Source organism: Pseudomonas sp. MWU16-30323, assembly GCF_020515595.1.
Classification (GTDB): domain Bacteria; phylum Pseudomonadota; class Gammaproteobacteria; order Pseudomonadales; family Pseudomonadaceae; genus Aquipseudomonas; species Aquipseudomonas yamanorum.
Window position 1 is genome coordinate 18,072 of record NZ_JAIWYM010000007.1, and the last position, 21,876, is coordinate 39,947.

The 21,876-nt window shown below is 61.8% G+C and carries 21 protein-coding genes; 12 read left to right on the plus strand and 9 right to left on the minus strand.

Annotation, left to right across the window (positions count from 1 at the left end; all coding sequences use genetic code 11):
- Position 1: 1 nt before the first annotated feature.
- Together LIY45_RS10815 and LIY45_RS10820 are read right to left on the minus strand one after the other, a co-directional pair.
- Complete coding sequence (locus tag LIY45_RS10815) at positions 2 to 1,198, minus strand: SfnB family sulfur acquisition oxidoreductase (RefSeq protein ID WP_226476301.1); 1,197 nt, start codon at positions 1,196 to 1,198, stop codon at positions 2 to 4.
- 154 nt (positions 1,199 to 1,352) lie between these two features.
- A complete protein-coding gene (locus LIY45_RS10820) occupies positions 1,353 to 1,916 on the minus strand; it encodes an XRE family transcriptional regulator (protein WP_017477000.1) in 564 nt (187 codons plus the stop codon).
- 92 nt (positions 1,917 to 2,008) lie between these two features.
- Between LIY45_RS10820 and LIY45_RS10825 the strand changes: the two genes are divergently transcribed.
- The 9 genes from LIY45_RS10825 (at position 2,009) to LIY45_RS10865 (ending at position 10,733) form a co-directional block, all read left to right on the plus strand.
- Entirely contained in the window at positions 2,009 to 2,929 is a 921-nt protein-coding gene (locus LIY45_RS10825; RefSeq protein WP_226476302.1) for a DMT family transporter, read from the plus strand.
- Positions 2,930 to 3,067: 138 nt separating this feature from the next.
- Positions 3,068 to 5,989: a monovalent cation/H+ antiporter subunit A gene (locus tag LIY45_RS10830; RefSeq protein ID WP_226476303.1), complete on the plus strand. Its 2,922-nt coding sequence runs from the start codon at positions 3,068 to 3,070 to the stop codon at positions 5,987 to 5,989.
- Entirely contained in the window at positions 5,989 to 6,333 is a 345-nt protein-coding gene (locus LIY45_RS10835; protein WP_003192163.1) for a Na+/H+ antiporter subunit C, read from the plus strand. The genes LIY45_RS10830 and LIY45_RS10835 overlap by 1 nt, the downstream gene beginning before the upstream one ends.
- The gene (locus LIY45_RS10840; protein ID WP_226476304.1) at positions 6,330 to 8,012 is read left to right on the plus strand and encodes a monovalent cation/H+ antiporter subunit D; all 1,683 of its coding nucleotides are present in this window, start codon (positions 6,330 to 6,332) and stop codon (positions 8,010 to 8,012) included. Before LIY45_RS10835 ends, LIY45_RS10840 begins: the two co-directional genes overlap by 4 nt.
- Complete coding sequence (locus LIY45_RS10845; protein ID WP_177071035.1) at positions 8,009 to 8,497, plus strand: Na+/H+ antiporter subunit E; 489 nt, start codon at positions 8,009 to 8,011, stop codon at positions 8,495 to 8,497. Before LIY45_RS10840 ends, LIY45_RS10845 begins: the two co-directional genes overlap by 4 nt.
- On the plus strand, positions 8,494 to 8,772 hold the full coding sequence (locus LIY45_RS10850; RefSeq protein ID WP_005789171.1) for a K+/H+ antiporter subunit F: 279 nt from the start codon (positions 8,494 to 8,496) through the stop codon (positions 8,770 to 8,772). Before LIY45_RS10845 ends, LIY45_RS10850 begins: the two co-directional genes overlap by 4 nt.
- Positions 8,769 to 9,137, plus strand: a complete 369-nt coding sequence (locus tag LIY45_RS10855) for a Na+/H+ antiporter subunit G (protein WP_017476995.1) — start codon at positions 8,769 to 8,771, stop codon at positions 9,135 to 9,137. The genes LIY45_RS10850 and LIY45_RS10855 overlap by 4 nt, the downstream gene beginning before the upstream one ends.
- 229 nt (positions 9,138 to 9,366) lie before the next feature.
- The gene (locus tag LIY45_RS10860; protein WP_226476305.1) at positions 9,367 to 10,119 is read left to right on the plus strand and encodes a 3-oxoacyl-ACP reductase family protein; all 753 of its coding nucleotides are present in this window, start codon (positions 9,367 to 9,369) and stop codon (positions 10,117 to 10,119) included.
- Between the two features lie 26 nt (positions 10,120 to 10,145).
- A complete protein-coding gene (locus tag LIY45_RS10865) occupies positions 10,146 to 10,733 on the plus strand; it encodes a TetR/AcrR family transcriptional regulator (RefSeq protein ID WP_226476306.1) in 588 nt (195 codons plus the stop codon).
- Between the two features lie 8 nt (positions 10,734 to 10,741).
- On the opposite strand, the gene lepB is transcribed toward LIY45_RS10865, so the two are convergent.
- A complete protein-coding gene (lepB, locus tag LIY45_RS10870) occupies positions 10,742 to 11,410 on the minus strand; it encodes a signal peptidase I (protein ID WP_226476307.1) in 669 nt (222 codons plus the stop codon).
- A 161-nt stretch (positions 11,411 to 11,571) separates the two neighbouring features.
- Here lepB and LIY45_RS10875 point away from each other — a divergent pair, with 161 nt between their 5' ends.
- Complete coding sequence (locus tag LIY45_RS10875; RefSeq protein WP_226476308.1) at positions 11,572 to 12,042, plus strand: hypothetical protein; 471 nt, start codon at positions 11,572 to 11,574, stop codon at positions 12,040 to 12,042.
- A 356-nt stretch (positions 12,043 to 12,398) separates the two neighbouring features.
- Here the strand turns inward: LIY45_RS10875 and cysS are convergent, their stop codons facing one another.
- On the minus strand, positions 12,399 to 13,787 hold the full coding sequence (gene cysS / locus LIY45_RS10880; RefSeq protein ID WP_226476309.1) for a cysteine--tRNA ligase: 1,389 nt from the start codon (positions 13,785 to 13,787) through the stop codon (positions 12,399 to 12,401).
- Positions 13,788 to 13,807: 20 nt separating this feature from the next.
- Complete coding sequence (locus LIY45_RS10885; RefSeq protein WP_017476988.1) at positions 13,808 to 15,508, minus strand: glutamine--tRNA ligase/YqeY domain fusion protein; 1,701 nt, start codon at positions 15,506 to 15,508, stop codon at positions 13,808 to 13,810.
- A gap of 246 nt (positions 15,509 to 15,754) precedes the next feature.
- Between LIY45_RS10885 and LIY45_RS10890 the strand changes: the two genes are divergently transcribed.
- Positions 15,755 to 16,258, plus strand: a complete 504-nt coding sequence (locus tag LIY45_RS10890) for a peptidylprolyl isomerase (RefSeq protein ID WP_017476987.1) — start codon at positions 15,755 to 15,757, stop codon at positions 16,256 to 16,258.
- A complete protein-coding gene (gene lpxH / locus LIY45_RS10895) occupies positions 16,255 to 17,004 on the plus strand; it encodes a UDP-2,3-diacylglucosamine diphosphatase (protein ID WP_026077894.1) in 750 nt (249 codons plus the stop codon). The genes LIY45_RS10890 and lpxH overlap by 4 nt, the downstream gene beginning before the upstream one ends.
- Before the next feature lie 47 nt (positions 17,005 to 17,051).
- Here lpxH and LIY45_RS10900 read toward each other — a convergent pair whose 3' ends face one another.
- Genes LIY45_RS10900 through LIY45_RS10915 form a run of 4 tightly spaced genes read right to left on the minus strand, consistent with a single transcriptional unit; the run spans position 17,052 to position 21,747 of the window.
- Positions 17,052 to 18,581 (minus strand): DHA2 family efflux MFS transporter permease subunit, encoded by a 1,530-nt coding sequence (locus LIY45_RS10900; protein WP_017476985.1) that lies wholly within the window; start codon positions 18,579 to 18,581, stop codon positions 17,052 to 17,054.
- The gene (locus LIY45_RS10905; protein WP_226476310.1) at positions 18,581 to 19,798 is read right to left on the minus strand and encodes an efflux RND transporter periplasmic adaptor subunit; all 1,218 of its coding nucleotides are present in this window, start codon (positions 19,796 to 19,798) and stop codon (positions 18,581 to 18,583) included. Before LIY45_RS10905 ends, LIY45_RS10900 begins: the two co-directional genes overlap by 1 nt.
- A gap of 15 nt (positions 19,799 to 19,813) precedes the next feature.
- Positions 19,814 to 21,277 (minus strand): efflux transporter outer membrane subunit, encoded by a 1,464-nt coding sequence (locus LIY45_RS10910; protein WP_226476311.1) that lies wholly within the window; start codon positions 21,275 to 21,277, stop codon positions 19,814 to 19,816.
- The gene (locus tag LIY45_RS10915; RefSeq protein WP_003211792.1) at positions 21,274 to 21,747 is read right to left on the minus strand and encodes a MarR family transcriptional regulator; all 474 of its coding nucleotides are present in this window, start codon (positions 21,745 to 21,747) and stop codon (positions 21,274 to 21,276) included. Before LIY45_RS10915 ends, LIY45_RS10910 begins: the two co-directional genes overlap by 4 nt.
- Positions 21,748 to 21,876 lie beyond the last annotated feature (129 nt).

Consider the following 21,876-nt stretch of genomic DNA (forward strand, 5'->3'; position numbering starts at 1 on the left):
CTCAGTTCCAGGCGTGGCGTGCGGGCTTGACGCCGTTGAGCACAAAGTTGCCGATCAAGTGGTATTTCCAGCGGGCCGGGTCATGCAGGGTATGGGTGCGCGCGTTGCGCCAGAAACGGTCAAGGTTGTGCTTGCCGGACACCGAGCGGGTGCCGGCCAGTTCGAAGAGTTTGCTGCTGGCCAGCAACGCGGTTTCGGCTGACAGCACCTTGGCCTGGGCGACCACCAGCGAGGCATTGGCCACGGTGTCTTCGTTGGGGTTGGCCAGGGCCTGGTCGACGGCAACGCCGGCCTTGGCGAGGATCGCTTCGGTGCCGTGAACCCGCCATTCCAGGTCGCCGATGGCGGCGATGGTGAACGGGTCTTGCCAGCCGTGATCCTGCTGGCTGTCGATCCAGGGCCGGGCCTGGCGTGCATGGATTTTTGCTTGTTCCAGGGCACCGAGGGCGATACCGGTGTCGACGGCCGCCTGGATAATTTGCGAAATCGGCCCATTGGCGGTGGGTTGGTCGAAGGCCTGGTGAGCGGGAATCACCGCACTCAGCGGCACTTTCACACCGTCGAGGGTCACGCCGCCACTGGCGGTGGTGCGCTGGCCGAAGCCGTCCCAACTGTCGACCACTTGCAGCCCCGGCGCATCTCGCTCGACAAAGGCGATGAAGGCCTGGTCTTTTTCATTCACGCCCACCGTGGGCACGATATGGGCGAACAAGGCGCCGGTGCAGTAGAACTTCTCACCGTTGATGTACGCACTGTCGCCGTCAAAGCGCACTTGCGTATCAAAGGTGCCGGCGTTTTTGCTCTTGGCCTCGGAGAAGGCGTTGCCGAAACGGTAGCCCTGCAAGACCTTGGCGAAGTAGTGCTGCTTTTGTTCCTCGCTGGCGGTTTGCAGGAGGATGTCGACAACGCCCAAGTGGTTCTGCGGAATTTGCCCCAGGGACGGATCGGCGGCGGAGATCAGCTTGATCACCTCGGCCACCGTCACATAGGACACCCCGGCGCCGCCGTAAGCCTTGGGAATGGTGATGCCCCACAGGCCGCTGGCAGAGAATTCGTCCAGCTCGGCCACCGGCAGGCGTCGCTCGCGGTCACGCACACCGGCCTCGACGGCGAAACGCTTGGCCAACTCGGTGGCGACGGCGATGGCTTCGGCGTCCGAACGGATGACGTGGGCAGGTTGTAGGGGTTGGGCTGACATGGGCCGACTCCAGGCTCCAGAGAGATACTGGGGCAATTGCAGGAGTCGTGCCTGAATCTAATGCTCAATAAAATCAGGGGGTTGCTTGTAAAACGGGGAAGTCGTCAGCGGTTCAAACCAGCAAAGTGTCCAACCACTGTTGCGCTGCCAACAGTTAGATCACCACGTTGCGCACAAACCGCACCGCCACGTCGCCGTCATTGCGATAGGCGTGAAGCTGGCGGCTGGCGAACATCAGGAACTCACCAGTGGCGACGTGTTTTTCCTCGTCACCCAGCACCAGCGTGAGCGTGCCTTCGAACACAAACAACTGCACGCTCCAGCCTTCGGGGTCCGGCTCGGGCATGTAGCGATCACCGGGCTCCAGGCGCATCTCCCATAGTTCCACCTCGCGGCGAGCAGTGGCTTTGGCCAGCAGCACGGCTTTACTGCCGGGGATCTCGCCGGCCCAGGCCAGTTCGTTGATGCGGCTGTGATCGCCAGCATCCGGGGCCTGGATCAGGTCGCTGAAGGCCACGTCCAGGGCTTCGGCCACCCGATCGAGGGTCGACAGGCTGACGTTCTTCTCCCCCGCCTCGATCGCCACCAGCATGCGCCGGCTGACGCCGGACTTTTCGGACAACGCCGTCTGGCTCAACTCCGCGGCATGACGCAGGCGTCGAACGTTCTGGCTGACGTGTTGCAGGACCGAGGCCCGTTGCGGATTTTCTTTGTGCACTATATTGCTCACAGGGTGGGGTTGCGCAGTATACTGCCCAGCTTGCGGCGCATTGTGCGGTCCGCGCCCTTCCTGTGCAAGACCGAGCCGCCATGACCACCTCCCCGTTGTTTTCCCGTTTCAGCAAAGCCGAATGTGTATTGGTGGTGATCACCCTGTTTTGGGGCGGCACCTTTTTGCTGGTGCAGCACGCCATGGCCGTGAGCGGCCCGATGTTTTTTGTCGGCCTGCGGTTTGCGGCGGCGGCGTTGATCGTCGGGGCGTTCTCGTTGCGCAGTCTGCGAGGCCTGACGCTGTTTGAGTTGAAAGCCGGCTGCTTTATCGGTGTGGCAATCATGTTTGGCTATGGTTTGCAGACCATTGGCTTGCAGACAATCCTGAGCAGCCAGTCGGCATTTATTACTGCGCTGTATGTGCCGTTTGTGCCGCTGCTGCAATGGCTGGTGCTGGGACGGCGACCGGGGTTGATGCCGAGCATCGGCATCATGCTGGCGTTTACCGGGTTGATGCTGTTGACCGGCCCGGCGGGCGCGTCGCTGAATTTCAGCCCCGGTGAAATCGCCACGTTGATCGGTGCGGTGGCGATTGCCGCCGAGATCATCCTGATCAGCGCGTTTGCCGGGCAGGTGGATGTGCGCCGGGTGACGGTGGTGCAACTGGCCACGGCCTCAGTGCTGTCGTTCCTGATGGTAGTGCCGATGGGCGAGGCGCTGCCGGGGTTTTCCTGGTTGCTGCTGTTCAGCGCGGTGGGCCTGGGGCTGACCAGCGCGGTGATCCAGGTGGCGATGAACTGGGCGCAGAAAAGCGTCTCGCCGACTCGCGCCACGCTGATTTATGCCGGGGAGCCGGTGTGGGCCGGCGTGGTCGGGCGGATTGCCGGGGAGCGCTTCCCGCCGATTGCCATGGTGGGCGCGGCGTTGATTGTGGCGGCGGTGATTGTCAGCGAAATGAAAACCCGGGGGCAAAAGGCACTTGAGGCACAGGATGAGTTGGAACAGGAAACTCAAGGCTAGGGTTTGCGGCTGACCCACTGAAACAATGCCAAACAGCCTTTTTCAGCCTACCTTGTAGGATCCTGCCACATCTTGCCGTTTGGTGATCAAGATTCCGGCACGTATGATGCATCCCAAACTCCCGCAGATTAGAAGCCTATGTCCCTGATAGTTCTACTGCTTCTGCCCTTTATCGGCAGCTGTCTCGCGGCCTTGCTGCCGCACAACGCACGTAATACAGAGTCCCTGCTGGCCGGCCTCGTCGCCCTGGTGGGGACGGTTCAAGTCGCCCTGCTCTACCCCCAGATCGCCCACGGTGGCGTGATCCGTGAAGAATTCATGTGGTTGCCCAGCCTCGGGCTGAATTTCGTATTGCGCATGGACGGTTTTGCCTGGCTGTTCTCGATGCTGGTGCTGGGCATCGGGACCCTGGTGTCGCTGTACGCCCGTTATTACATGTCGCCGGAAGACCCGGTGCCGCGCTTCTTCGCGTTTTTCCTGGCCTTTATGGGCGCCATGCTTGGCCTGGTGATTTCCGGCAACCTGATCCAGATCGTGTTTTTCTGGGAACTGACCAGCCTGTTCTCGTTCCTGTTGATCGGCTACTGGCACCACCGTGCCGATGCCCGGCGCGGCGCCTATATGGCGCTGATGGTCACCGGCGCAGGCGGCTTGTGCCTGCTGGCGGGGGTGATGCTGCTCGGGCATATCGTCGGCAGCTACGACCTTGACCAGGTCCTGGCTGCCGGTGATCAGATCCGTGCCCATTCGCTGTACCCGATCATGCTCGCCCTGGTGCTGATCGGCGCCCTGAGCAAAAGCGCGCAGTTCCCCTTTCACTTCTGGCTGCCCCACGCCATGGCTGCACCGACGCCGGTGTCGGCCTACCTGCACTCGGCGACGATGGTGAAGGCCGGCGTGTTCCTGCTGGCCCGCCTGTGGCCGTCACTGTCCGGCAGCGAAGAATGGTTCTGGATTGTCGGCGGTGCCGGCGCCATTACCCTGCTGCTCGGCGCTTATTGCGCCATGTTCCAGAACGATCTCAAGGGCCTTTTGGCCTACTCCACCATCAGCCACCTCGGGCTGATCACCTTGCTGCTGGGCCTCAACAGCCCGCTGGCCGCCGTCGCTGCGGTGTTCCATATCCTCAACCACGCCACCTTCAAGGCGTCGCTGTTCATGGCGGCGGGGATCATCGACCACGAAAGCGGCACCCGTGACATCCGCAAGCTCAGCGGCCTGTTCAAGCTGATTCCGTTTACCGCCACCCTGGCGATGGTCGCCAGTGCGTCGATGGCCGGCGTGCCGCTGCTCAACGGCTTCCTGTCCAAGGAAATGTTCTTCGCCGAGACGGTGTTCATCTCCGCCACCGCCTGGGTGGAAATCGCCCTGCCGGTCATCGCGACCATCGCCGGTACCTTCAGCGTGGCCTATGCCCTGCGGTTTACGGTGGATGTGTTCTTCGGCCCCAAGGCCACCAACCTGCCCCACACCCCGCACGAACCGCCACGCTGGATGCGCGCGCCAGTGGAGTTGCTGGTGTTTACCTGCCTGCTGGTGGGGATTTTCCCGGCCCAGGTGGTGGGATCGATCCTCGCGGCAGCCGCCCTGCCGGTGGTCGGCGGCGAGTTGCCGGAATACAGCCTCGCCATCTGGCACGGCTGGAACACACCGATGATCATGAGCCTGGTGGCCATGTCCGGCGGCGTGGTGCTCTACCTGCTGCTGCGCAAACAACTCAAGCTGGGGCGCTTCAAATACCCGCCGATCATCAGCTACTTCAATGGCAAGCGCGGCTTCGAGCGCTGCCTGGTGGTGATGATGCGCGGGGTGCGCAAGATCGAGAAACGCATCAGCACCAAGCGCCTGCAAACCCAACTGTTCCTGCTGGTGCTGGCGGCGGTGATCGCCGGGTTGATCCCGATGCTCTACAGCGGCATCAGTTGGGGCGACCGGCCGAAGATCCCGGGTTCCATCGTGTTCGTCACCCTCTGGTTGCTGGCGATCGCCTGTGCCCTGGGCGCCGCCTGGCAAGCCAAGTATCACCGGCTGGCGGCCCTGACCATGGTCAGCGTGTGCGGGATGGTCACCTGCGTGACCTTCGTCTGGTTCTCGGCGCCAGACCTGGCGCTGACCCAACTGGTGGTGGAAGTGGTCACCACGGTGCTGATCCTGCTGGGCCTGCGCTGGCTGCCACGGCGGATCGAAGAAGTCTCGCCACTGCCGAGTTCGTTGCGCAAGGCACGCATCCGCCGCCTGCGGGACTTCCTCCTGTCTACCGTGGTCGGTGGCGGCATGGCGCTGCTCTCCTACGCGATGCTGACCCGCCAGACCCCCAACGATATCTCGTCGTTCTACCTCAGCCGTGCCCTGCCTGAAGGCGGTGGCAGCAATGTGGTGAACGTGATGCTGGTGGATTTCCGGGGCTTCGACACCCTGGGCGAAATCACCGTGCTCGGCGCCGTGGCGCTGACTGTCTACGCCCTGTTGCGCCGCTTCCGGCCTTCGAAAGAAAGCATGGAGTTGCCCGCGCAACAGCGCCAACTGGCACCCGACGTGGCCACCGACCTGATCAACCCACGCCAGGCCAGCGACACCGCCCTGGGCTTCATGATGGTGCCGGCAGTGCTGGTGCGGCTGCTGCTGCCGATTGCCCTGGTCGTGTCGTTCTACCTGTTCATGCGTGGCCACAACCAACCGGGCGGCGGATTTGTCGCCGGGCTGGTGATGTCCGTCGCGTTCATCCTGCAATACATGGTCGCCGGTACCCAGTGGGTCGAAGCGCAGATGAGCCTGCGGCCGATGCGCTGGATGGGCTTTGGCTTGCTGTCGGCGACCCTCACCGGGCTTGGCGCACTGCTCGCCGGCTACCCGTTCCTCACCACCCATACCTGGCACTTCAGCCTGCCGGTGCTGGGGGACATCCACGTCGCCAGCGCACTGTTCTTCGACGTCGGCGTGTACGCCATGGTGGTTGGCTCGACCTTGCTGATGCTCACCGCCCTGGGCCACCAATCGGTGCGTGCCCATAAACCCAGCAACCAGGCGAAAGCCGTTGCCAGCCAAGGAGGAGCCGCCTGATGGAAGAAGTCATCGCAATTGCCATTGGGGTCCTGGCGGCCTCCGGCGTCTGGCTGATCCTGCGGCCACGGACGTTCCAGGTGGTGATGGGCCTGTGTCTGCTCTCCTACGGGGTCAACCTGTTCATCTTCAGCATGGGCAGCCTGTTTATCGGCAAGGAGCCGATCATCAAGGACGGCGTGCCGCAAGACTTGCTCAACTACACCGATCCGCTGCCCCAGGCCCTGGTGCTGACGGCGATCGTGATCAGCTTCGCCATGACTGCGCTGTTCCTGGTGGTGCTGCTGGCGTCCCGGGGCCTGACCGGCACTGACCATGTAGACGGCCGGGAGCCCAAGGAATGACCTGGATGAATCAACTGATCATCGCGCCGATCCTGCTGCCGTTGCTGACCGCCGCGCTGATGCTGATGCTCGGCGAGAAGCACCGTCCGCTCAAGGCGCGGATCAATCTGTTCTCCAGCATGGTCGGCCTCGGCATCGCCGTGCTGTTGCTGTACTGGACCCAAAAAGGCGGCCCCGGCTCCATCGGCGTGTACCTGCCGGGCAACTGGCAAGTGCCGTTCGGCATCGTGCTGGTGGTGGACCAACTGTCGGCCATGATGCTGGTGCTCACCGGGATCATCGGCGTCAGCGCCCTGCTGTTCGCCATGGCCCGTTGGGACCGGGCCGGCACCAGTTTCCATGCGTTGTTCCAGATTCAATTGATGGGCCTGTACGGCGCCTTCCTGACCGCCGACCTGTTCAACCTGTTCGTGTTTTTCGAGGTGCTGCTGGCGGCGTCCTACGGCCTGATGCTTCACGGCTCCGGCCGGGCACGGGTGTCAGCGGGCCTGCATTACATCTCGATCAACCTGCTGGCGTCGACCTTGTTCCTGATTGGCGCGGCGCTGATCTATGGCGTCACCGGCACCCTGAACTTTGCCGACCTGGCACTGAAAATCCCCCTGGTGCCGGAGGCCGATCGCGGTCTGCTGCACGCCGGTGCGGGCATCCTCGCCGTCGCCTTCCTGGCCAAGGCCGGCATGTGGCCGCTGAACTTCTGGCTGGCGCCCGCCTACTCCTCGGCGAGTGCGCCGGTGGCGGCGATGTTTGCGATCATGACCAAGGTCGGCGTGTACACCGTGCTGCGCCTGTGGAACCTGCTGTTCTCCGGCCAGGCGGGGGCCTCGGCGCTGTTTGGCGGCGACTGGCTGATCTACGGCGGCATGGCGACCATCGTCTGCGCGGCACTGGCGATGATTGCCGCGCAACGCCTGGAACGCATGGCCAGCCTGAGCATTCTGGTGTCCGCCGGGATCCTGCTGTCGGCGGTGGGTTTTGCCCAGCCAAGCCTGACCGCCGGGGCGCTGTTTTACCTGGTCAGTTCCACCCTGGCGCTGAGCGCGCTGTTCCTGCTGGCCGAATTGATCGAGCGTTCGCGCTCGGCCAACGACATGCCCCTGGACGATGAAATCGACGCCCTGCCCAAGGCCATGGAATCCCTGCATCCACCGCCCGGCACCAACCTCGACGATGAACAGAAAGCCGTGGTCGGCCAGGTGATTCCCTGGACCGTCGCGTTCCTAGGCCTGAGCTTTATCGCCTGCGCTTTGCTGATCATCGGCATGCCGCCGCTGTCCGGGTTTATCGGCAAGCTCAGCCTGCTCAGCGCGTTGATCAACCCGATGGGCCTGGGTCATGCCATCGACCAACCCGTGCGTCCGGCGGCGTGGGGCCTGGTGGCGCTGTTGATCTTCTCCGGCCTGGCCTCGCTGATCGCCTTCGCCCGCCTCGGCATCCAGCGCTTCTGGACCCCGGAAGAACGTCCGTCACCGCTGCTGCGCCGCTTCGAGTGCGTGCCGATTTTCTTCCTGCTGGGCCTGAGTATCGCCCTGACGTTCAAGGCCGAGCCGCTGATGCGCTACACCCAGGCCGCTGCCGACAGCCTGAACAACCCGGAACATTATGTGATGGCGGTCATGGCGACGCGCCCGGTGCCGAGCCCTGAAGCCAAGGCCGCCGCCCTGGAGGTGCAGCCATGAAGCGCCTGTTCCCTGCCCCGTGGCTATCGTTGGCGCTGTGGTTGTTGTGGCTGGTGTTGAACCTGTCCGTCAGCCCCGGCAACCTGCTGCTGGGGGCGATCCTCGGCTTTGCCGCACCGCTGATGATGGCGCCGCTGCGCCCGCTGCCGATCCGCATCCGCCGCCCGGGGGTGATCATCCGTTTGTTCTTCCTGGTGGGGCGTGACGTGATCATCTCCAACCTCGCCGTGGCCTGGGGCATCCTGACCTGCGGCTCGCGCCCGCCACGTTCGCGCTTTATTAAAATCCCTCTGGACCTGCGGGATGCCAACGGCCTGGCCGTGCTGGCGATGATCACCAGCGTGACGCCGGGCACCGTGTGGTCGGAACTGGCCCTGGACCGCAGCATCCTGCTGATCCACGTGTTCGACCTGGATGACGAAGCGCAGTTTATCGAGCACTTCAAACACGCCTACGAACGGCCCCTGATGGAGATCTTCGAATGAGCGCCCTGCTCTCCAATGCGATCCTGTTCAGCCTGTTCCTGTTTTCCCTGGCCATGGTGCTGACGTTGATTCGCCTGTTCAAAGGCCCGTCGGCCCAGGACCGGGTCCTGGCGCTGGATTACCTGTACATCCTGGCCATGCTGATGATGCTGGTGCTGGGCATTCGGTATGCCAGTGACACCTATTTTGAAGCGGCGTTGTTGATTGCGCTGTTTGGGTTTGTGGGGTCGTTTGCCCTGGCGAAATTCCTGCTGCGTGGGGAGGTGATCGAATGATCAATGTGGGTGTGTTGCCGCTGTGGGTTGAAGTGATCGTCGCGGTATTGTTGGTGCTAAGCAGCCTGTTTGCGCTGATTGGGGCGATTGGGTTGTTGCGGATGAAGGACTTTTTCCAGCGCATGCACCCGCCGGCGCTGGCCTCGACCTTGGGCGCCTGGTGCGTGGCGTTGGCCTCGATCATCTACTTTTCGGTGCTCAAGTCCGGTCCGGTATTGCACGGTTGGTTGATCCCGATTCTGCTATCGATCACGGTGCCGGTGACCACGTTGTTGCTGGCACGCACTGCGCTGTTCCGCAAGCGCATGGCCGGGGATGATGTGCCGGCTGAAGTCAGTAGCCGTCGCACTGACAGCGGCAGCTGATCCCCGCAGGCGCCTCAGTAACCAAGGCTTACGAGCAGGTGCTCTCCGGTGTCAGCTTCAGTGACGGCGATTCTGTCCGAAGGAATGCAGGCGCTGGAGAATGCCGCGCGGTTTCTTGAGCAGGCAACGGCCATTAAAGATTAATTAATCCAAAAATAGCTTGGCGCGCTTTCCTGGGCCTGATACGGTTTAGTGGATTATTTAATCCACTAAACTCAGGCGCCCCTCCATGACTACTCCCATCCCTCGTTTCAGCAACAAGGTCGCCCTGGTCACCGGCGGTTCCCGTGGTATTGGCGAAGCCATCGTGCGTCGTCTGGCCGCCGAAGGCGCCGCGGTTGCGTTCACCTATGCGTCGTCCTCAGACAAGGCGCTGGCACTGGTCAGCCAGATCGAAAGCGATGGCGGCAAAGCGCTGGCGATCCAGGCCGACAGCGCTGATGTCGTCGCGATTGAGCGGGCGGTGTCCACCACCGTTGAACGGTTTGGCGCGTTGAATATTCTGGTCAACAACGCCGGCATCCTGCAGCTGGGCAGCGTCGACGCGTTCAGCCTGGAAGACTTCGACAGGATGTTTGCGGTCAACGTCCGCGCCACGTTCGCCGCCGCCAAGGCGTGTTCGCCGGTGATGCAGGCCGGTGACCGGATCATCAGCGTTGGCAGCGTAGTCGCCCAGCGTTCGGGCTTCCCGGGCTCCAGCGTCTACAGCATGACGAAGTCGGCGATCGCCGGTATGATCCGCGGCCTGGCCATTGATTTCGCCCCGCGCGGCATCACCGTCAACAACGTGCAGCCAGGCCCGACCAGCACCGATATGAATCCGGCGGACGCCCCCCACGCGGGCATGATCAAAAGCTTGATCCCCTTGGGCCGTGTAGGCACCGCCGACGAAGTTGCCGGTATGGTGGCTTACCTCGCGTGCGAAGAAGCCGCTTTTGTCACCGGCGCCAGCCTGACCATCGACGGTGGTTACCTGGCCTGACCCATCACCCGCAACCGAGGTACCCCATGGCAAGACCCAGAGCATTCGACCGCGACCAGGTGCTGCGCGAGGCCATCAGGGTTTTCTGCGACAAGGGTTTTGCCGCGGCCTCAACGGAAGAATTGATGCAGGCCATGGGGCTGAGTCGCCAGAGCATGTACAACACCTTTGGCGACAAACGTCAGTTGTACCTGCTGGCGATGGCCGAGTATCAGCGCACCGGCGTCGACGACTTGATCGAACGCCTGAACCAGGGCCCGACACCGCTGCTGGCGCTGGAGGACACCCTGCAATCCTTCGCCACCCGCGCCCTGCGGGAAGGCACGGCGGGTTGCATGGGGGTCAATGCCATCTGCGAGTTCGGCGTGGGTGATGAAGAAATCAATCAACTCACCGCCCACAGCGCCGACCGCTTGCGCAATGCGTTCGAACAGACCCTGGAGCGTGCGCAGGAACAAGGCGAATTGGCAGCCGACACCGACCTGCCGGGCGCGTGTGATTTTCTGATGGCCACCCTCAGCGGTATGAAAGTCGCCAGCAAGGGCGGCGCAACGGTTGAGCAACTGGAGCGCATTGCGGGGTTTGCACTGCGGGCGCTCAGCGCAAAAGCGTGATCAGCCCACTAGAGTATCGGCGCGCCAAATCGATCCAATCGTGGCATCCAATGGTCCAGAATCTGCGCTGACGCCAGGATATGGTGCGCATGACCGATCAACAGCCGACGGGGCACGAACCCGATATAGCGGGAGTCATCGCTGTTGTCGCGATTGTCGCCCAACATGAAGTAACTGTCGGCAGGCACCACCAACGGGCCGAAATTGCGCAGCGCCCGTACCGTCGGCATGAACTGAATCGTGCGCGGGCTGTTGTTCGCAAGCTCGGTCAGTTTGATCCCCGGGACTGTTTGGCCAGGAGCGATGGGCTCACTGATGTCCTGCCCATTACTGTAGGTGGCCGGTGTGCCGTTGACCCACAACACCTCGTCGCGCATTTCCAGGGTATCGCCGGGGATGCCGACGATGCGTTTGATCAAACGAATGCCGTCCTTGGGTGATGAGAACGTGACGACATCGCCGCGCTGGGGGTTATCCAGCTTGGCCAGGGAAATATCGGTGAGGGGCAACTTGAGGTCATACGCCACCCGATTGACCAGCACCACATCACCTTCAAGCAACGTCGGGCGCATGGAGCCGGATGGAATGGGGTTCCAATCGGCCAGGGACGTACGGAAAACGCCGAAGCACAGCCAGAAAATGATCGCGTAACGGTAGCGGATTAACCAACGGCGCATAGATCCTCACAATACGAAAAGGGCCACCGGTCTGCGCCGGGCACCCACGGTGATTTTTGGCAATGCTCGCTTATTGCACCGGAAGATTAAATTAACATTAGCGTTGCCGGCCCAAGACAGTCGGTATTTTCAAGCGCACAGAAAAAGGAGTTTCACGCCCCATGGATATCAAATGTTCGGTGTTTATCGCAGCCAGCGTTGACGGCTTTATTGCCCGGCCAGACGGTGATATCGAGTGGCTTCATCGGCCTGAGTACGAAGGAGCCGAATTGAACGGCGTGACCTATGAACACTTCATCGCCACCGTGGATGCACTGGTGATGGGCCGCAAGACCCTGGAAAAAGTGTTGTCCTTTCCGGATTGGCCCTATGAGGGCACGCCGGTCATAGCACTCTCTCATCAATCGGTTGAGCTACCTGCAGATTTGAAGGGCAAGGTTGAGGTGGTGGTGGCAGCGCTTACCCAGAGGTTCCCAAAGATGATCACCTGGACGTTTGATTGCCCCCACGCTCTACGTAGGAATGCATACCGTGAGGCCCCGCATCAACTCGTGCAGAACTTCAACCTCACATTGACGGCGGGACGCAGAGCGTCCGGGGCGACATTCCCACGCGGAGCGTGGGAACAATAGATCAAGAGCACAGCGGCCTACCGGCCGGCTTGAGTGTTGAAGAGCCAAATCAAAAGCTAAAGCGGGCACGGCCAAATGTGGGAGCTGGCTTGCCTGCGATGGCATCGCCTCGGCGTGTCTGAAAAACCGAGTTGTCTGCATCGCAGGCAAGCCAGCTCCCACATCAAGCAGCGATGCGCTTGATCTTGAACCGGCCTCATCTGTCCTTGAATGTGTCAACTATGTCCCCGCACAGGCATCCGGCCCGTGGTCCGCTGCAAGCGCGGTCCCCATAGCAGCCAATACCCGAATAACGGATATATAGGCAAAAAAACGCCCCGAACCAGTCGGGGCGTTTTTCATTCAGCCTTCACTCATCAAGCCTGATCAGCCAACCGCCACGTCGTCCCGCCCTTCCCGTCTTCCAACACCACACCCATCGCGGTCAGTTGGTCACGGATCCGGTCGGACTCCGCCCAGTCCTTGTTGGCACGAGCCGCCAAGCGCGCCTGGATCAGCGCATCCACTTCAGCGGCATCCACACGCCCTTCAGCGCCCGCCTGCAGGAAGTCTTCGGCTTCCATCTGCAATACGCCCAGCACGCTCGCCAGCTCTTTCAAACGTGCGGCAAGCCCCGCCGCTGCGTCGAGATCGCTCTCGCGCAGGCGGTTGATCTCGCGCACCATTTCAAACAGCACCGCGCAGGCTTCCGGTGTGCCGAAGTCGTCATTCATCACTTCGGTAAACCGTGCCACAAACGCTTCGCCGCCCGCCGGCGCCACGGAGGGCAGGCCTTTCAACGCGTGGTAGAAACGCTCCAGGGCGCCCTTGGCGTCCTTGAGGTTGTCTTCCGAGTAGTTGATCGCGCTGCGGTAGTGGCTCGACACCAACAGGTAACGCACCACTTCCGGGTGGTACTTCTCCAGCACGTCGCGGATGGTGAAGAAGTTGTTCAAGGACTTGGACATCTTCTCGCCATTGATGCGAATCATGCCGCAGTGCATCCACGCGTTGGCGTAGGTCTTGCCGGTGGCTGCTTCGCTTTGGGCGATTTCGTTTTCGTGGTGCGGGAACTCAAGGTCGCTGCCGCCGCCATGAATATCGAAGGTCTCGCCCAGGCAGCAGGTGGACATCACCGAGCATTCGATGTGCCAGCCCGGACGCCCGGCGCCCCATGGCGACTCCCAGCTCGGCTCGCCGGGCTTGGTGCCTTTCCATAGCACGAAGTCCAGCGGGTCTTGCTTGGCTTCGTCGACTTCGATCCGCGCACCGATGCGCAGGTCTTCGATTTTCTTGCGCGACAGCTTGCCGTAGCCCATGAACTTGGCGACGCGGTAGTACACGTCGCCATTGCCCGGGGCGTAGGCGTAACCCTTGTCGATCAGGGTCTGGATCATCGCGTGCATGCCCGGGATATGGTCCGTGGCGCGCGGCTCCATGTCCGGCTTGAGGATGTTGAGGCGCGCCTCGTCCTCGTGCATCGCCGCAATCATGCGCTCGGTCAGCGCGTCGAACGACTCGCCGTTTTCGTTGGCGCGGTTGATGATCTTGTCGTCGATGTCGGTGATGTTGCGCACATACGTCAGGTCATAACCGCTGAAACGCAACCAGCGGGTCACCAGGTCGAAGGCAACCATGCTGCGGCCGTGGCCGATGTGGCAGTAGTCGTACACGGTCATGCCGCACACGTACATGCGCACCTTGTTGCCATCCAGCGGCTTGAAGACTTCTTTGGTCTTGCTGAGTGTGTTGTAGATCGTTAGCACGACAGTTCCTTAAAACAGAATCACTGGCCCCACGAATCACGCAAGGTCACGGTACGGTTGAATACCGGAGCACCGGGTTTCGAGTCCTTGATATCCGCGCAGAAGTAACCTTCGCGCTCGAACTGGAAACGGTCTTCCGGCTGTGCGTCGCCAAGCGATGGCTCGGCACGACAACCTGTGAGCACTTGCAGCGAGTCAGGGTTGATGTTGTCCAGGAAACTGGCGCTGTCTTCGGCCTTCTCGGGGTTAGGCGAGCGGAACAGGCGATCGTACAGGCGCACTTCGCATTCGATGCTGGCCGCGGCCGGTACCCAGTGCACCACACCTTTGACCTTGCGGCCTTCCGGGTTCTTGCCCAGGGTTTCCGGGTCGTAGGAGCAACGCAGTTCGACGATGTTGCCATCGGCGTCCTTGATCGCTTCGTCGGCACGGATCACGTAGCTGCCGCGCAGGCGCACTTCGCCGTTCGGCTCCAGGCGCTTGTAGCCTTTTGGCGGCTCTTCCATGAAGTCATCGCGGTCGATGTAGATTTCACGGGCGAACGGCAGCTTGCGCACGCCGAGCTCTTCTTTCTGCGGATGACGCGGCAGTTCGAGGTTTTCGACCTGGTCTTCCGGGTAGTTGGTGATCACGACTTTCAACGGACGCAGCACGCACATGGCGCGCGGGGCGTTCGCGTCGAGGTCCTGACGGATGCTGAACTCGAGCATGCCGTAGTCGACCACGCCGTCGGAGCGGTTGGTGCCGACCATCTCGCAGAAATTGCGGATCGACGCCGGGGTGTAGCCACGACGGCGGAAGCCCGACAACGTCGACATGCGCGGGTCGTCCCAGCCGAACACGTGCTTTTCATCAACCAGCTGCTTGAGCTTGCGCTTGCTGGTGATGGTGTAGTTCAGGTTCAGGCGGCTGAACTCGTACTGACGCGGGTGCGCCGGTACCGGCAGGCTGTCGAGGAACCATTCGTACAGCGGACGGTGGCTTTCGAACTCCAGGGTGCAGATGGAGTGGGTGATGCCTTCGATGGCGTCCGACTGACCGTGGGTGAAGTCGTAGTTCGGGTAGATGCACCACTTGTCACCGGTCTGGTGGTGATGGGCGTGACGGATGCGGTACATGATCGGGTCGCGCAGGTTCATGTTCGGCGAGGCCATGTCGATCTTGGCGCGCAGTACACGGGCGCCGTCCGGGAACTCGCCGGCGCGCATGCGGTTGAACCAGTCCAGGTTCTCTTCCACCGAACGGTCGCGGAACGGGCTGTTCTTGCCCGGCTCGGTCAGGGTGCCACGGTATTCCTTGGCTTGCTCCGGGGTCAGGTCGTCAACGTAGGCCTTGCCGGCCTTGATCAGCTCGACGGCCCAGTCGAACAACTGGTCGAAATACTTGGAGGCATAGCGCACTTCACCGGACCATTCGAAGCCCAGCCACTTGATGTCGCTTTCGATGGCGTCGATGTATTCCTGGTCTTCCTTGGCCGGGTTGGTGTCGTCGAAACGCAGGTGCGTGACGCCACCGAACTCCTGGGCCAGGCCGAAGTTCACACAGATCGACTTGGCGTGGCCGATGTGCAGGTAACCGTTGGGCTCAGGCGGGAAGCGGGTGACGATCTGCGTGTGCTTGCCCGAATCCAGGTCCGCCTGGATGATCGGGCGCAGGAAATTGACCGGGACGGCAGGTCCGGCCTTGGAATTCGAGGTAGGGTCGACAGTGGGCTTGCTCATAGGATCCTTGAACAGACGAAGTACTTGGCCGGGTGAGGCCGACAAACAAAGGGCTTATCATAGCCGATGCCGTCAAGGCCCTGACAGAGCGTGGCCAAAAACTGCTGCATTTATTGCATGGGCGGTAAAAAACCACCTCGAAATTCCCGCAGGTCACGCTAAACTGCGCGCCTTGGCTGCCGTTTTTGCCAAGCAGGTAAGGCGCAAAACGCCCAAACCCACGAATTCCTTGAAAGAGTAGTGAACATGACTCAAGTCAAACTGACCACCAACCACGGTGACATCGTCATCGAGCTGAACGCCGAGAAAGCGCCGATCACCGTCGCCAACTTCATCGAGTACGTTAAAGCCGGCCACTACGAAAACACTGTTTTCCACCGTGTCATCGGCAACTTCATGGTCCAGGGCGGCGGTTTCGAGCCTGGCATGAAAGAAAAGAAAGACAAGCGTCCAAGCATCCAGAACGAAGCGGACAACGGCCTTTCCAACGACAAGTACACCGTCGCCATGGCCCGTACCATGGAGCCGCATTCGGCCTCCGCGCAGTTCTTCATCAACGTCGCCGACAACACCTTCCTGAACCACAGCGGCAAGAACGTGCAGGGCTGGGGCTACGCGGTATTCGGTAAAGTCACCGCAGGCACCGACGTTGTCGACAAGATCAAGGGTGTGCAAACCACCGGCAAGGCAGGTCACCAGGACGTTCCGGTAGAAGACGTTATCGTCGAGAAAGCCGAGATCGTTGAGTGATATTGCTGATTTCAGATTTGCATCTGGAAGAGGAGCGCCCGGACATAACCCGGGCGTTTCTGGATTTACTGAACGGCCGCGCCCGTTCCGCCCAGGCGTTGTACATTCTGGGGGACTTCTTTGAAGCCTGGATTGGCGACGACGGGATGACGCCCTTCCAGCGTTCGATTTGCAAGGCTCTGCGCGAGCTGAGCGACAGCGGCACCCAGATTTTCATCATGCACGGCAACCGGGATTTCCTGATCGGCAAGGCGTTCTGCAAAGCCGCAGGCGCAACCTTGCTCAAGGACCCGAGTGTGGTGCAGCTCGCAGGCGAGCCCGTGCTGTTGATGCACGGCGACAGCCTGTGTACCCGCGACCTTGGCTATATGAAGCTGCGGCGCATCCTGCGCAACCCCATCACCCTGTTCATCCTGCGCCACCTGCCCTTGGGCGCGCGGCACAAGCTGGCGCGCAAGCTGCGCAGCGAAAGCAGCGCCCAGGTGCGGATGAAGGCCAACGATATTGTCGATGTGACACCTGAGGAAGTGCCGAGGGTGATGCAGCAGTTCGGCGTGCGTACCTTGGTGCATGGCCACACCCACCGCCCGGCGATTCACAAGTTGCAGATTGGCGAGCAAGCGGCCAAGCGCATTGTGCTGGGGGATTGGGACAAGCAAGGGTGGGCGTTGCAGGTGGATGAGCAAGGGTTTCAACTGGCGGCGTTTGACTTCGTCAACCCGCAGTTGGCACTGCCCGGCGCCTGACCCAGATCGTTCCCACGCGGAGCGTGGGAACGCTCAGGGATTGAGGCTTAGTGGCCAGAAGCCTCCGGCCCGGCCTTCGCCGCAAACGGCGGTTTCGCCAGCCATACAATCACAATCAACGCCATGAACATCCACCCCAGCAACGTGAAGTAATCCACGGTGGACATCATGTACGCCTGGCTCGTCAGTATCTGATCAAGCTGCGCATACGCCTTTTGCCCTGCCCCGCCGAGCGCCTGCAAGGCATCCCGGGTGGCGGAGTCGTAGGTGGTCATGTTTTCGCTCATGTAGGCATGGTGCTGGTCCGCCCGGCGAATCCAGATCCAGGTGGTCAACGAGGCCGCAAAGCTGCCGCCCAGGGTCCGCAGGAAGGTCGCCAGGCCCGCGCCGTCGGCGATTTGCGCCGGTGGCAGGTCGGACATCAGGATGCTCAAGGTCGGCATGAAGAACAGCGCCACGCCGATCCCCATGAACAACTGCACCAGGGCAATGTGGGTGAAGTCCACTTCATTGGTAAACCCGGCGCGCATGAAGCAACTCAGGCCAATCGCCAGGAATGCCAGCCCGGCCAGCAAACGCAGGTCGAACTTGTGCGCGTACTTGCCCACGAACGGCGACATCAACACCGGCAGAATCCCGATCGGCGCCACCGCCAGGCCCGCCCAGGTGGCGGTGTAGCCCATCTGGGTTTGCAGCCATTGCGGCAGGATCAGGTTGATGCCGAAGAACCCGGCATACCCCAACACCAACACAATCGTGCCGATGCGGAAGTTGCGGTAGGCGAACAGCCGCAGGTTGACCACCGGGTGCTCGTCAGTCATTTCCCAGATCACGAACACCGCCAGGGCAATCGCCGAGATTACCGCGCCGATGATGATGAAGTTCGACTCAAACCAGTCCAGGTCGTTGCCCTTGTCGAGGATGATCTGCAAGGCGCCGACGCCGACGATCAGGCTCAGCAAGCCGACGTAGTCCATCGGTTGGTAGCTGGTGACCACCGGGCGTTTCTTCAGTTGCGAACGCACCACCATCACCGCAAAGATGCCGATGGGGACGTTGATAAAGAAGATCCACGGCCAGCTGTAGCTGTCGGTAATCCAGCCGCCGAGGATCGGCCCGGCAATCGGCGCGACCACCGTGACCATCGCCAGCAACGCCAGGGCCATGCCGCGCCTGGCGGGGGGATAGACCGCGATCAGCAGCGTCTGGGTCATCGGGTACAGCGGGCCGGCAACCAGGCCTTGCAGCACCCGAAAGCCGATCAGCTCAGGCATCGAGGTGGAGATGCCGCAGAGAAACGAGGCCAGTACAAACAGGATGGTGGCCCACAGAAACAGCTTCACCTCGCCGAAGCGACGGCTCAGCCAGCCGGTGAGCGGCAGCGCAATGGCATTGCTCACCGCAAACGAGGTGATGACCCAGGTGCCCTGCTCCGAACTCACGCCGAGGTTGCCGGAAATCGTCGGCAACGCCACGTTGGCGATGGTGGTGTCGAGCACCTGCATGAAGGTCGCCAGGGACAAGCCGATGGTGGCCATCAGCAAGCTGGGCGGCGTGAACGAGGCGTTATTGCTCATTAGCGTTGCGCAGCCTTTGGAGCGGCGACGCTGTTGTCATGAATCAACTGGGTGATCATGGCGTCAGCTTCAGCCAGTTGGCGATCGTAGACGTTGGTGGTGAACGAAGCTTTTTGCGGCGCCTGCTGGGCCAGTACCGGGCCGCTCTGGTCGTGCAGGTCGACATCGACTACGGTGGACAAGCCCACCCGCAGTGGGTGCTTGGCCAACTCATCGGCGTTCACATGGATACGCACCGGTACCCGTTGCACGATCTTGATCCAGTTACCGGTGGCGTTCTGCGCCGGCAGCAAGGCAAACGCACTGCCGGTGCCTGCGCCGAGGCTGTCCACGGTGCCGCTGAACTTCACGTCGCTGCCGTAGATATCGGATTCGATGTCCACCGGCTGGCCGATACGCATATTGCGCAGCTGCGTTTCCTTGAAGTTGGCATCGATCCACAGCTGATCCAGCGGGATCACGGCCATCAACGCGGTGCCCGGCTGGACCCGCTGGCCCAGTTGCACGGTACGCTTGGCCACATAACCGGTCACCGGTGCGATCAGGGTGCTGCGGGCGTTGGCCAGGTAAGCCTGGCGCAACTGTGCGGCGGCAGCCTGCACGTCCGGGTGGGACGAAATCACGGTGTCATCCACCAGGGCGCTGCTGGTCTTGAACTGTTGCTGCACGTTGGCCAAGGCGTTTTGCGCCGAGGTCAGGTCGTCACGGGCGTGGGACAGTTCTTCCTGGGAAATCGCCCCGCCAGCGGCGAGGTTCTTGCGTCGGTTGTAGTTGTCCTGGGCCTTTTGCACGTTGGCTTGTTGCGCCAGCACCTGGGCCTTCATGCCATCGACGTTGCTGTACAAGCCACGCACCTGGCGCACGGTGCGGGCCAGGTTGGCCTGGGCACTTTGCAGGCCGACGGCCGCGTCGTTGGGGTCGAAGTTGATCAGCACCTGGCCTTCATGGACCAGGTCGCCGTCGTCGGCACCGATGCTCACCACAGTGCCGGTGACCAGCGGGGTAATTTCCACCACGTTGCCGTTGACGTAGGCGTCGTCGGTGCTTTCGCTGAAGCGGCCATACAGTTCGTACCAACCCCACACGCCCAGGACGCCGAGGATAACGATCAGCGCCAGCACAAACAGCATGACTTTGCGTTTGCGCGGGTTGCTGGTGTTGGGTTGTTCAGCCTTGTTTGTTTCGGAAGCGTTGTTGCTGGTTTCGGCAGTGGCCATGACAAGTACCTTGAATTATTCAGTGCGCGTGGCTGGGGTGGTCGAGGCCACGTTATCGGCGTGGAAACCGCCGCCCAGGGCCTGCATCAGTTGAATCGAAAGATCGATTTGCTCGGCATTCAGGGTGGCCAACTGACGTTGGGCCTGGAGTAATTGCTGTTCGATGCTGAGCACGTCCAGGTAATTACCGATGCCTGAGCTGTAACGCTGGACGCCGGTGTCGTAGGACTGCTGGGCAATGTCAGCAGCATGTTGCTGGGCCTGGATCTGCCGGCCGGTCTCGCGCAATTGCGAGAGGGTGTTGCCGATATCGCCCAAGGCTTGCACCAGGGTTTTGTTGTACTGGGCCACGGCCAAGTCGTAGTCGGCGTCGCGGGCATCGAGGTCGGCGCGCAAGCGCCCACCGTCGAAGATCGGCAGTGAAAGGGTCGGTGCAATGCTGAAGAAACGGCTGGCCGAACCAAACATCGCATCCCCCAGCAACGACTCGGCCCCGGCGCTCGCGCTCAGGTTGAGGTTGGGATAGAAACGGGTCTTGCTGGCCGCGATGTTCTTGCTCGCCGCCTCCACTCGCCAGCGTGCGGCGATCAGGTCTGGACGACGGCCCACCAGCTCGGCTGGCAATACCGAAGGCACGGCAACCGCGCTGGGCTTGAGCACGTTGGGGCGTGCCAGTTCGCTGCCACGGTCCGGGCCTTTGCCGAGCAACACGGCGAGGGCGATCTTGGCGCTCTGCAGTTGTTTTTCCGCATCGATCAGTTGCGACTGGGAGCTGGCTTCCAGACTCTCGGTTTGCTGGTACTGGTACTGGCTGTCGATCCCGGAGTTCAGGCGACGCTTGCCCAGGTCGAGCATTTGCCGGGTGCGCTTGAGGTCATCGTTAGCCAGATCGCGCACGATATGGGCCTGGCCCAGGTCGCTGTAGGCCTTGGCGACGTTGGCCGCCAGGGTCAGCCGCGCGGCCTGTTGGTCGACTTCGGCGGCACGGGCCTGGCCCAGTGCGGCTTCCCAGGCGGCACGCTGGCCGCCCCACAGGTCGAAGTTGTAATTGAAGCTGGCGCCGATGTTGCGCACGGTGGCGTAAGTACCGCCGATCCCTTGTGGGTCCTGGTCCTTGGCCAAGCGTGAACGGCTGACCCCGGCGCTGGCATCCAGGGTTGGCATGCGGTCGGCGTCAGCGGCATAGGCTGCGGCTTCGGCCTGGTGGGCGCGGGCGCTGGCCACCTGCATGTCGGGGCTGTTCTGCAGGGCTTCCTGGATCAGGCCGTCGAGCTGTGGGTCGCCAAGGCCCTTCCACCAGTCGGCGGTGGGCCAGGCAGCGGTGGACAGGGTCACGCCGCTGAGGGATTTGCCGGTTTGCAGGTTATTGGCTTCGAGGCGTTTGCCTTCTGTGTTCAAGCCGCTGAAATTGGCACAACCGGCCATAGTCATGGCCACCAGCACGAGGCTGAGGCCGGCACGCAAGGAGCGATTGTTCATGCACTACCTACCCGCTGAATGGTGATGGGGTCACCCGCAGCTATCAGAATTTTCTTCAGGATTTTTTCCAGGGTTTGCAATTCACCCGGCTCCAGCGCGCCTGCCAACTGGTTCAAGGCCTGGGCACCGATGTGCGGCAGCATGTCGGCCACACGCTGGCCTTCCGCGGTCAGCACCAACTGCACCTGGCGCCGGTCCTGCTCGGAACGCTTGCGCGCCAGCAGGTCCTTTTGTTCCAGGCGGTCGAGCATGCGGGTCATGGAGCCGCTGTCCAACGACAGGTTGCGGCACAGCTCGGCCGGTGTGTCGACGCCGTACTGGGCCATGATGATCAACACCTTGAACTGCGCGGCGGTGATGCCGTGGGGTTCCATATGGGTGTCGATGATCTTGTCTTTAAGCAGCGCAGCCCGGCCCAGCAGCAAGCCGAGGTGGCAGTTGTGAAAGTTTTCGGGGGTGAAGTGCTTCATCGAGACCAACCTATTAACTGCCTAAGCAGTGAATGTATGTCACGATGTTACTGCCTAGGCAGCGAATGTCAAACGAATAGTTAGGTTGCTTGCTAATTAGCCGATAAAGGGTGGGAGCCGGTCTCCCAC